The sequence below is a fragment of the Pseudomonas gozinkensis genome, assembly GCF_014863585.1.
GTDB classification, from domain to species: Bacteria; Pseudomonadota; Gammaproteobacteria; order Pseudomonadales; family Pseudomonadaceae; genus Aquipseudomonas; species Aquipseudomonas gozinkensis.
The window spans coordinates 556,847-567,949 of the sequence record NZ_CP062253.1; the positions used below are offsets into that span (position 1 = coordinate 556,847).

Annotated in this window: 6 protein-coding genes; 3 read left to right on the forward strand and 3 right to left on the reverse strand. The window is 60.9% G+C overall.

Features of this window, described 5'->3' with window-relative positions:
• Nucleotides 1-113: 113 nt before the first annotated feature.
• From IHQ43_RS02435 to aceE, 3 genes are all read right to left on the reverse strand, one after another.
• On the reverse strand, nt 114-1,511 hold the full coding sequence (locus IHQ43_RS02435; protein WP_192563249.1) for an alkaline phosphatase D family protein: 1,398 nt from the start codon (nt 1,509-1,511) through the stop codon (nt 114-116).
• 278 nt (nt 1,512-1,789) lie between these two features.
• On the reverse strand, nt 1,790-3,754 hold the full coding sequence (gene aceF, locus IHQ43_RS02440; RefSeq protein ID WP_192563250.1) for a dihydrolipoyllysine-residue acetyltransferase: 1,965 nt from the start codon (nt 3,752-3,754) through the stop codon (nt 1,790-1,792).
• Nucleotides 3,755-3,765: 11 nt separating this feature from the next.
• Nucleotides 3,766-6,411: a pyruvate dehydrogenase (acetyl-transferring), homodimeric type gene (gene aceE / locus IHQ43_RS02445; RefSeq protein WP_192563251.1), complete on the reverse strand. Its 2,646-nt coding sequence runs from the start codon at nt 6,409-6,411 to the stop codon at nt 3,766-3,768.
• A gap of 262 nt (nt 6,412-6,673) precedes the next feature.
• Here aceE and IHQ43_RS29665 point away from each other — a divergent pair, with 262 nt between their 5' ends.
• The 3 genes from IHQ43_RS29665 to waaF all read left to right on the forward strand — a co-directional run bounded on the left by IHQ43_RS29665 (nt 6,674) and on the right by waaF (nt 11,102).
• Nucleotides 6,674-6,799 (forward strand): hypothetical protein, encoded by a 126-nt coding sequence (locus tag IHQ43_RS29665; RefSeq protein WP_255261909.1) that lies wholly within the window; start codon nt 6,674-6,676, stop codon nt 6,797-6,799.
• Entirely contained in the window at nt 6,796-9,735 is a 2,940-nt protein-coding gene (glnE, locus tag IHQ43_RS02450; RefSeq protein WP_192563252.1) for a bifunctional [glutamate--ammonia ligase]-adenylyl-L-tyrosine phosphorylase/[glutamate--ammonia-ligase] adenylyltransferase, read from the forward strand. The genes IHQ43_RS29665 and glnE overlap by 4 nt, the downstream gene beginning before the upstream one ends.
• 332 nt (nt 9,736-10,067) lie before the next feature.
• Nucleotides 10,068-11,102 carry a lipopolysaccharide heptosyltransferase II gene (gene waaF, locus IHQ43_RS02455; protein WP_192563253.1) on the forward strand — a complete coding sequence of 345 codons (1,035 nt, stop codon included), beginning with the start codon at nt 10,068-10,070 and terminating at the stop codon, nt 11,100-11,102.
• Nucleotide 11,103: the final 1 nt, after the last annotated feature.

Below are 11,103 nucleotides of genomic sequence, written 5' to 3' on the forward strand. Positions count from 1 at the left end.
ATATGTCGGCTGCAGTGAACATTTCTCCAGCACATGCCGGAAACTAATGCTGCGCAGCGTGAAGATGTCCGTTCCAGAGCCTTCCGGCATCCGGAACGGCCGTGCCGCTGGATTCATCGCAACGGAATATCGATGGATTGCAGGTGCCTGCCATCCCGGTCGTGATAGTTGACCTGGATCCGCCCGGCCTCGACCACCATGTGTGCGAAGTTGTCCTGGCTGATCACCTGGCTGGTCAGCGCGTGCCGGTATTCACCTGCCTCGGTCTGCGCCAGCGGCTTGTCGAGCATGAAGGTCGCGGCGGTGGCGTAGGGCAGCAGTTTGCTGTTGCTCAGCGGTGAGGACACGACGGTGTGCACTTCAAAGTCCGTGTCTTCGCTGTGTGTCAGGCGACTGGTCAGCGAGCCATGCACATCGCCGGAAATGAACACGACGTTCTTGAGCCGATGCTGGCGGATGGTTTCCAGCAGGCGCAGGCGCTGTTCGGGGAAGCCTGCCCAGGCATCATCGCCGTTCATTTTGCGGTCTGGGTAGAGCATGACGCTGGTGACCACGAACTTGACCCGTGCCGGGCTCTCCACCAGCCACTTGCACAAGGCCTGTTCCTGTTCTTCATCGAGGATGCGGCGGTCGTCGTTCGACAAGTTGCGGCGAGTTCGACTGTCCGTCACAAACCATTCGATATCGCCATCGCTGAATTGATACCAATAATGCTTCAGTGTCGTGCGATCAATTGTTCCGCTAGTTGTTGTTGAACAGATCGGGCTATGACTCGCTTGATAAATATCGTAAGTCGCCATTGCGTTGCGATAAAGCGTTTTATCGGACTCATGGGCGTTCATTGGCCAGTTATCTTCTATTTCGTGATCGTCCAGGATCATGTAGGTCGAAGTGCCGGACATCAATCGTCGAATATTAGGCAGGGAAAACGCCGCGCGATACTTTGCAATGAACTCGTCATAGTCGCGATCCGGGGCGAACAGGTTCAAGTCGTCGGCGTAGATCTGATCGCCACACATCATGATTGCGCTGATTGCCGGTTGTGCACCCTCGATCAACTGGCTGATGGACGCGAAGATCCGGTCGCCCAGATGCGGGAGCACCGGGACGCCGGCGGTCATGCGCAGGTAACGGCAGGAGCCGAGGATGTAGGCGCGAGGCTGCAAAGGCTGGCTGCTGCGGGTGCGCAGGCGATACGTCTCCCGTGGCCATTGCAGCGGCAACTCCGCCACGCTGTGGATAGTGTGGACGGGACTCATGGGGCTGAACCAGCCGGTCTGGTATTCGTAGTCGGTGTCAGCTTCCAGATAATCGAGTACCAGCACTTCAGTCATGTCGCGGGTTGAGTCAAGTTTGACGAACTGGCCCGGCTGCCATTGTTTCGAATTCAGTGGCCGGTAACGTATGCCGGCAAATACGGCCGCGTTATGTTGCAGCCCGCCACGAATAAATATTCGCGCCTGGTTAGTTGTTGTGTGGCCAATAATCGGGCCGACGGTAGGTTTTAGCATGTTCGAATCCATTCGAATAAGTGTTGGTGAGAATAAAGTTGTCCGGTGTTATTGGTGCAACTTTGATGTGCCAAGGTTAGTTGCGTGTTGCTGAAAAATATCGACAGGAAGTGGACTCGGGTCGTGGTCTATATCAGCGCAAGTTGTGGGAAAAGTGCGGACGACAGTTATTTCAGGCAAAAAAAAGCCCCGCCAAACTGACGGGGTTGAGGTACGAGCGTGTGGCGCTCGAAAACGTGGAGCACGGTCGGCCCTCCGTTGCCGGAGGGCCGAGCGCTTTACAGCAGGATGGTGCGGATGTCCGCCAGCAGGTCGCTCAGACGCTTGGTGAAGCGTGCAGCAGCGGCGCCGTTGATCACACGGTGATCGTAGGACAGCGACAGTGGCAGCATCAGTTTCGGCTGGAAGGCTTTGCCGTCCCAGACTGGCTGGATGGTTGCCTTGGAAACACCGAGGATCGCCACTTCCGGCGCGTTGACGATCGGCGTGAAGCCGGTGCCGCCAATGTGGCCGAGGCTGGAAATGGTGAAGCAGGCGCCTTGCATCTCGTCCGACGAGAGCTTCTTGGTCCGGGCTTTTTCAGCCAGGGAAGCGGCCTCGGCGGCCAGTTGCAGCAGGCTCTTCTGGTCGACGTTTTTGATGACCGGTACCAGCAGGCCATCCGGGGTGTCGACGGCGAAGCCGATGTTCACGTATTTCTTGCGGATGATCGCCTTGCCGCTTGGAGCCAGCGAGCTGTTGAAGTCCGGCAGTTCCTTGAGCAGGTGTGCGCAGGACTTGAGCAGCAGCGGCAGGATGGTCAGCTTGACGCCGGCCTTCTCTGCGACAGCTTTCTGTGCGGTGCGGAACGCTTCCAGTTCGGTGATATCCGCCGAGTCGAATTGCGTTACGTGCGGCACGTTCAGCCAGCTGCGGTGCAGGTTGGCAGCGCCGACCTGCATCAGGCGGGTCATCGGCACTTCTTCGATTTCGCCGAAACGGCTGAAGTCGACGACCGGAATCGGCGGGATGCCCGCGCCACCGGTTGCGCCAGCAGCAGCGGCCGGTGCTTCCTTGGCCTTCTGCATCATGGCTTTGACGTAGGTCTGCACGTCTTCTTTCAGGATGCGACCGTGCGGACCGCTGGCGCCGACAGCGCTCAGCTCGACGCCGAATTCGCGTGCCAGTTGACGCACGGCAGGGCCGGCGTGAACTTTCGCACCTGGCTTGGCTGGAGCAGCAACCGGAGCGGCGGCAGCAGGTGCAGCGGCAGCTGGAGCAGCAGCGGCCGGCGCCGGAGCGCTCGGAGCAGCAGCGGCAGCTGGAGCCGGGGCAGCAGCCGGAGCGGCGCCTTTGACTTTCAGCTTGAGGATCAGGTCGCCGGTGCCGACTTCGTCGTCCAGCTTGATGGAAATGCTTTCCACCACGCCCGCGGCAGGCGACGGGATTTCCATGCTTGCCTTGTCGGATTCCAGAGTGATCAGCGACTGGTCGGCTTCAACGCTGTCGCCAGCCTTGACCAGTACTTCGATGATCTTGGCCTTGCCGGCCGAACCGATGTCCGGAACGTGGATGTCCTGAACGCTGTCGGCAACCGGAGCTGCAGGTGCGGCAGCCGGAGCCGGCGCAGCGGCAGCGGCTGGAGCAGCAGCCTGGGCCGGAGCGGCAGCCGCAGGGGCCGCAGCACCCGCCACTTCCAGATCCAGGATCAGGTCGCCGGTGCCGACTTCGTCATTCAACTTGACGCTGATGGCCTTGACCACGCCAGCGGCAGGCGACGGGATTTCCATGCTCGCCTTGTCGGATTCCAGGGTGATCAGCGACTGATCAGCCTCGACGGTGTCGCCGACCTTGACCTGGATCTCGATGATCTGGGCCTTGCCCGACGAACCGATGTCCGGCACGTGCACTTGTTGAACCGAAGCGGCAGCTGGAGCGGCGGCAGGCGCAGCCGGTGCAGGCGCGGCAGCCGGCGCAGCTTCAGCCTTGGCGGCAGGAGCAGCAGCCGGAGCAGGGGCCGCTTGCGCGGCGCCCTCGACTTCCAGTTCCAGCAGTTCGTCGCCTTCTTTCAGACGGTCGCCCAGCTTCACTTTCAGGCTCTTGATGACCCCGGCCTTCGGGGCTGGCACTTCCATGCTGGCCTTGTCCGATTCCAGGGTCAGGATGCTCTGGTCGGCTTCGATACGGTCGCCGACCTTCACAAACAGTTCGATTACTTCACCTTCACCGCTGCCGATGTCAGGTACGCGAATGAGTTCGCTCACAAAGTTTCTCCTCAGCAGTCCAGTGGGTTGCGTTTTTCCGGGTCGATGCCGAACCTGGTAATGGCCTCGGCCACGACTTTAGGTTCGATATCACCACGGTCAGCCAGTGCTTCCAGGGCTGCCAACACCACGAAATGACGGTCGACTTCGAAGAAATGACGCAGTTTCTTGCGGCTGTCGCTGCGACCGAAACCGTCGGTGCCCAGGACTTTGAATTCCTTGGACGGTACCCACTGACGGATCTGCTCGGCGAACAGTTTCATGTAGTCGGTCGATGCGATGACCGGACCCTTACGGCCGCTCAGGCACTCTTCGACGTAGCTCTGTTTAGGCTTCTGGCCAGGTTTCAGACGGTTGCTGCGCTCTACGGCCAGGCCGTCGCGACGCAGTTCGTTGAAGCTGGTGACGCTCCACACATCGGCGCCGATGTTGAACTCTTCACGCAGGATCTTCGCCGCTTCACGGACTTCACGCAGGATGGTGCCGGAGCCCATCAGCTGTACGTGGTGCGCCGCATCGCGGGTGTCTTCTTCCAGCAGGTACATGCCTTTCTTGATGCCTTCTTCGGCACCGGCCGGCATGGCTGGCTGCTGGTAGGACTCGTTCATCACGGTGATGTAATAGAAGATGTCCTGTTGCTCTTCGGTCATCTTCTTCATGCCGTCCTGAATGATCACCGCCAGCTCGTAGCCGTAGGTCGGATCGTAGGTGCGGCAGTTCGGGATGGTGGCAGCCAGCAGGTGGCTGTGACCGTCTTCGTGCTGCAGGCCTTCACCGTTCAGGGTGGTACGGCCGGCGGTGCCGCCGATCAGGAAGCCACGGGTGCGGCTGTCGCCAGCGGCCCAGGCCAGATCGCCGATACGCTGGAAGCCGAACATCGAGTAGAAGATGTAGAACGGCAGCATTGGCTGGTTGTGGCTGGAGTACGAAGTACCGGCGGCGATGAAGGAGCTCATGGCGCCTGCTTCGTTGATGCCTTCTTCAAGGATCTGACCTTTCTGGTCTTCCTTGTAGAACATCACCTGGTCTTTATCGACTGGCTCGTAGAGCTGGCCGACGGACGAGTAGATGCCCAGCTGACGGAACATGCCTTCCATACCGAAGGTACGGGCTTCGTCCGGGATGATCGGAACGATGCGCGGGCCGATTTCCTTGTCCTTGACCAGTTGCGCGAGGATCCGCACGAAGGCCATGGTGGTGGAAATTTCACGGTCGCCGGAACCGTCGAGGATTGCCTTGAGGGTGTCCAGATCCGGAGTCGGTACGCTGAAGCTTTGTGCGCGGCGCTGAGGGACGAAACCGCCCAGTGCAGAGCGACGCTCGGCCAGGTAACGGGCTTCGGCGCTGTTTGGCTCAGGCTTGAAGAACGGCAGGTTTTCCAGCTCTTCGTCTTTCACCGGAATGTCGAAGCGGTCGCGGAACAGCTTCAGGCTGTCGACGTCGACTTTCTTGGTGTTGTGTGCGGTGTTCTTCGCTTCGCCCGCACCGGTACCGTAACCCTTGATGGTCTTGGCCAGGATGACGGTCGGTTGTTCTTTGTGGTTGACCGCTTCGTGGTACGCCGCGTAGACCTTGTACGGGTCGTGGCCGCCACGGTTGAGTTTCCAGATCTCGTCGTCGGACAGGTCTGCAACCATCGCCTTGAGTTCTGGCGTGTTGAAGAAGTGTTCACGAACGAATGCGCCGTCTTTGGCCTTGTAGTTCTGATACTCGCCGTCGATGACTTCGTCCATGCGACGTTGCAGGATGCCGTCGACGTCCTTGGCCAGCAGTGGGTCCCAGAAGCGGCCCCAGATGACTTTGGTCACGTTCCACTGAGCACCGCGGAACACGCCTTCGAGTTCCTGGATGATCTTGCCGTTGCCGCGAACCGGGCCGTCGAGGCGCTGCAGGTTGCAGTTGATGACGAAGATCAGGTTGTCCAGCTTCTCGCGGCCGGCCAGGGAGATCGCGCCCAGGGATTCCGGCTCGTCGCACTCGCCGTCGCCCAGGAAGCACCAGACTTTCTGTTTGCCCGGCTGGATGAAGCCGCGGTGTTCCAGGTACTTCATGAAGCGTGCCTGGTAGATCGCCTGGATCGGACCCAGACCCATCGAAACGGTCGGGAACTGCCAGAAGTCAGGCATCAGCCAAGGGTGCGGGTAGGACGAGAGGCCCTGACCGTCGACTTCCTGGCGGAAGTTGTTCATCTGGTCTTCGGTGATGCGGCCTTCCATGAATGCACGGGCGTAAACGCCTGGCGAGGTGTGGCCCTGGAAGTAGATCAGGTCGCCGCCGTGTTCGTCGGTCGGGGCCTGGAAGAAGTAGTTGAAGCCGATGTCGTACAGGGTCGCACTGGAAGCGAAGCTGGAGATGTGACCACCCAGGTCAGAATCTTTCAGGTTCGTACGCATTACCATCGCCATCGCGTTCCAGCGTACCAGCGAGCGAATGCGGCGTTCCATGAACAGGTCGCCAGGCATGCGTGCTTCGTGGGTAACGGGGATCGTGTTGCGGTAAGGCGTGGTGATGGCGTAAGGGAGCTGTGAACCGCTGCGGGTTGCCAGTTCACCCATACGGGTCATCAGATAGTGAGCACGGTCTTCGCCTTCTTTGTCGAGAACCGATTCCAGGGCGTCCAGCCATTCCTGGGTTTCGACGGGATCGAGGTCTTGCATGGCTTGCTCCAGGGCGGAAAGGCTTCCAGAATCGGTTGCCTGAGTTTGCGACTGGCCTTGTGGGCAGACGATTTAAAATTCTTGGATTGCCGACAGGTTGTTCCGGCGGCGTGTAGTTTTACTACAAATCATCCGGCATTTCAGCCTTTCGAATGTATAGACGAGTAGTAAAACTACAGATGAAAGGCTTGTGGCCTCCGGCTGCGTTGTGAGAATAATCGTTAAGGTTGGTCTTTAGCCATCCGTAAAAGGTGAAAGTTTGATGCTGGCTGCCAAAGAAAAAGAAATTTCAGCTATTTCTCACTTTTGTTCGACAGTCCTTCGCGTAGCGGTTTTTCAATCATCACTACAAGCGGCCATTTACACGCCGATCAAGGATAGACCATGACCCTGCCCGCGCTTGCCGAACTGCCCGCCATTCTCCTGCCGTTGGTCAGCCGATCGGAGCAGTCGTTCCGTGCGGCTGTCGGTCAACTGGAAGACGATCTCGGCTTCTCGTCCTGGACGCCGGAACGCTGGGCGCAGTTCGCCCGCGTCAGTGCCGCCAGCGATTTCGTCATTGAACAGAGCGTTCGTGACCCTTTGATGTTGTTGTCGCTGGTGCAGTCCGGCGAGCTGGACCGGCCGTTCGCCCCCGGCGAATTGTGTGGGCAGATTGCAGAGGCGGTCAGCACCGCGCAGACCGAAGATGAACTCGGGCGAGCACTGCGCCGTCAGCGCACCCGGCATCAGGTGCGGATCATCTGGCGCGACCTCAACCGCCAGGCCGACCTGGTGCAGACCTGCCGCGATCTCTCGGACATGGCCGACGCCAGCATCGATCAGGCCTATCAATGGTTGTACCGTCGCCATTGCGACCAGTTCGGCACACCGACTGGCCGGCGCAGCGGCGAACCGCAGCAGATGGTCATCCTCGGCATGGGCAAGCTCGGCGCGGTGGAGCTGAACCTGTCCTCGGACATCGACCTGATCTTCGCCTACCCCGAGGGCGGCGAAACCGTCGGCGTGAAGCGCCCGCTGGATAACCAGGAATTCTTCATCCGCCTCGGCCAGCGCCTGATCAAGGCTCTCGACCCGATCACCGTCGACGGCTTCGTGTTCCGCGTCGACATGCGCCTGCGCCCGTACGGCTCGTCCGGCGCGCTGGTGCTGAGCTTCAATGCGCTGGAGCAGTATTACCAGGATCAGGGCCGCGACTGGGAACGCTACGCGATGATCAAGTCGCGGGTGGTGGCCGGCGATCAGGTGGCCGGCGAGCAGTTGCAGGAAATGCTGCGGCCGTTCGTGTACCGGCGCTATCTGGACTTCTCGGCGATCGAAGCGCTGCGCACCATGAAGCAGCTGATCCAGCAGGAAGTGCGGCGCAAGGGCATGGCCGACAACATCAAGCTTGGCTCGGGCGGTATCCGCGAAGTCGAGTTCATCGCCCAGGCCTTTCAACTGATTCACGGCGGTCGCGACCTGAGTCTGCAACAGCGCCCTCTATTAAAGGTGTTGAGCACGCTTGAAGGGCAGGGCTATCTGCCGCCGGCGGTGATCAGCGAGCTGCGCGAAGGTTACGAATTCCTGCGTTACACCGAACACGCGATCCAGGCGATTGCCGACCGCCAGACCCAGATGCTGCCGGACAGCGCTCAGGATCAGGCGCGCATTGCGTTCATGCTGGGTTTCGCCGACTGGGAGGCGTTCCACGAGAAGCTGATGTTCTGGCGCGGCCGAGTAGCCTGGCACTTCGCGCAAGTGATCGCCGATCCCGATGAGGACGAAGGCGTCGAGAGTGAAGTGGTGGTCGGTGGCGAATGGCTGCCGCTGTGGGAAGAGGCTCAGGACGAAGAAGCGGCCTGCCGCCAATTGGAGGAAGGCGGTTTCGCCGACGCGACCAAGGCCTTGAAGGCATTGACGAGCCTGCGTGCCAGCCCGCAGTTGCGGGCGATGCAGCGTCTGGGGCGCGAGCGTCTCGATGCCTTCATTCCGCGCCTGCTCGCCCAGGCGGTGGAGCATGAAAATCCCGATCTGGTGCTGGAGCGGGTGCTGCCGCTGGTCGAAGCGGTGGCCCGGCGCTCGGCTTATCTGGTACTGCTGACCGAAAACCCCGGCGCGCTGCGGCGTTTGCTGACGTTGTGTGCCGCCAGCCCGTGGATCGCCGAGCAGATCACCCGTTTCCCGCTGTTGCTCGATGAATTGCTTAACGAAGGCCGGCTGTTCAAGCCTCCGCTGGCGCCGGAACTGGCCGCCGAATTGCGCGAGCGCCTGACCCGGATCCCGGAAGACGACCTCGAACAACAGATGGAAGCCCTGCGCCATTTCAAACTGGCGCACCGCTTGCGCGTCGCCGCCTCGGAAATCGCCGGTAGCCTGCCATTGATGAAAGTCAGCGATTACCTGACCTGGCTGGCCGAAGCGATTCTGGAGCAAGTGCTGGCTCTGGCCTGGCGCCAGACTGTGGCCAAGTACGGCACACCGCTGCGCACCGACGGCACGCTGTGCGATCCCGGCTTCATCATTGTCGGTTATGGGAAAGTCGGCGGGATCGAGTTGGGGCATGGTTCGGACCTGGACCTGGTGTTCATCCACGATGGTGACCAGCAGGCCGAAACCGATGGCCCGAAACCCATCGATGGCACGCAGTTCTTCACCCGGCTCGGCCAGCGGATCATCCACTTGCTGACGGCGCAGACCAACTCCGGTCAGTTGTACGAAGTGGACATGCGCTTGCGTCCGTCCGGGGCGTCCGGGCTGTTGGTCAGTTCGCTCGGCGCGTTTGCGCGCTATCAGGAAAATGAAGCCTGGACCTGGGAACATCAGGCGCTGGTGCGGGCGCGGGTGCTGGTGGGCAGCAAGGATGTCGGGCAGGCGTTCGAGAATGTCCGGGCCCAGGTGTTGGGCAAGGCGCGGGACCTCGCGAAACTGCAACAGGAAGTGAGCGAGATGCGCGCCAAGATGCGCGACAACCTCGGCAGCAAGAGCACCGCCGCCGGCACCGCGGCGAATGCCTTCGAGGCCACGGCGCCGTTCGACCTCAAGCAGGACGCCGGAGGTATCGTCGATATTGAATTTATGGTGCAATACGCGGCTCTGGCGTGGTCGCAAACCCACCCGCCGTTGCTGCGCTGGACGGACAATATCCGCATTCTGGAAGAGCTGGAGCAGGAAGGGCTGATGCCTGCCGAAGACGCCAGCCTGTTGCGCGAGGCCTACAAGGCCTATCGTTCCGCCGCCCACCGGCAGGCCTTGCAGAAGGACGCCGGGGTGATATCGGGCGATCAGTTCGCGGACGAACGGCGGCAGGTGATGCGGATCTGGCGTGAGCTGGGGCTAAGCTGAAACGCTTTAAATGTGGGAGCGGGCTTGCCCGCGATAGCGGAGTGTCAGGCGATGTCGATGTTGAATGTGCCGGCCCATCGCGAGCAAGCTCGCTCCCACAGTAATCTGCGGTGAATGGCAGATACGTGAACAGATGCAAAACCCTGTGGGAGCGGGCTTGCCCGCGATAGCGGAGTGTCAGGCGATGTCGATGTTGAATGTGCCGGCCTTTTCGCGAGCAAGCAGTCGGCAGAAATGTTGAAGGTAATGTCCCATCGCAGCTTCCGGTGCTCTCACAGTGATTGTCGAGACGGGGAGGCGTAAAGCCTCCCCGGTTCGTTTATGGAAACCACATGAATATTCTGATCGTTGGGCCCAGTTGGGTCGGTGACATGGTGATGGCGCAGACACTGTTTCAGTGTCTCAAGCAGCGCCACCCGCAGTGCGAAATCGACGTGCTGGCCCCCGAGTGGAGCCGGCCGATCCTCGAACGCATGCCCGAAGTGCGCAAGGCCTTGAGCTTCCCGCTCGGCCACGGCGCGCTGGAGCTGGCGACCCGTCGGCGGATCGGCAAATCCCTGGCCGGTCAGTACGACCAGGCGATCCTGCTGCCGAACTCGTTGAAGTCGGCACTGGTGCCGTTCTTCGCCGGCATCCCGAAACGCACCGGCTGGCGCGGCGAATTCCGCTACGGCCTGCTCAATGACGTGCGCACGCTGGATAAAGAACGTTATCCGCTGATGATCGAGCGTTTCATGGCGCTGGCTTACGAGCCGAACGCCGACCTGCCGAAACCGTATCCGCGCCCGAGTCTGCAAATCGATCCGGTGACCCGCGAGGCCGCCTTGGCCAAGTTCGGTCTGACTCTCGACCGTCCGGTGCTGGTGTTGTGCCCCGGCGCCGAATTCGGCGAAGCCAAGCGCTGGCCGTCCGAGCATTACGCCAAGGTCGCCGAGGCGCGGATTCGCGAAGGCTGGCAGGTCTGGCTGTTCGGCTCGAAGAACGATCACGCGGTCGGCGAAGACATTCGCGCGCGGCTGATTCCGGGCCTGCGCGAAGAGTCCGTGAACCTCAGCGGCGGCACTTCGCTGGCCGAGGCCATCGACCTGATGTCCTGCGCCGACTCGGTTGTCTCCAACGATTCCGGCCTGATGCACGTGGCCGCTGCGCTGAATCGCCCGTTGGTGGCGGTCTACGGTTCGACGTCGCCAGGTTTCACCCCGCCGCTGGCCGAACACGTGGAAATCGTCCGTCTGGGCCTCGATTGCAGCCCGTGTTTCGACCGCACCTGCCGTTTCGGCCATTACAACTGCCTGCGCCAGCTGATGCCGGACGCGGTCAACGATGCCTTGCAGCGTTTGCAGGGCTCTGTGGTCGAGGTTCATTAAC

Bases quoted from the DNA above. Each gene is read 5' to 3' on its own strand.
- IHQ43_RS02435 (WP_192563249.1), bottom strand. From the start codon at position 1,511: ATGCTAAAACCTACCGTCGGCCCGATTATTGGCCACACAACAACTAAC.
- aceE (WP_192563251.1), bottom strand. From the start codon at position 6,411: ATGCAAGACCTCGATCCCGTCGAAACCCAGGAATGGCTGGACGCCCTG.
- IHQ43_RS29665 (WP_255261909.1), top strand. From the start codon at position 6,674: ATGCTGGCTGCCAAAGAAAAAGAAATTTCAGCTATTTCTCACTTTTGT.
- glnE (WP_192563252.1), top strand. From the start codon at position 6,796: ATGACCCTGCCCGCGCTTGCCGAACTGCCCGCCATTCTCCTGCCGTTG.
- waaF (WP_192563253.1), top strand. From the start codon at position 10,068: ATGAATATTCTGATCGTTGGGCCCAGTTGGGTCGGTGACATGGTGATG.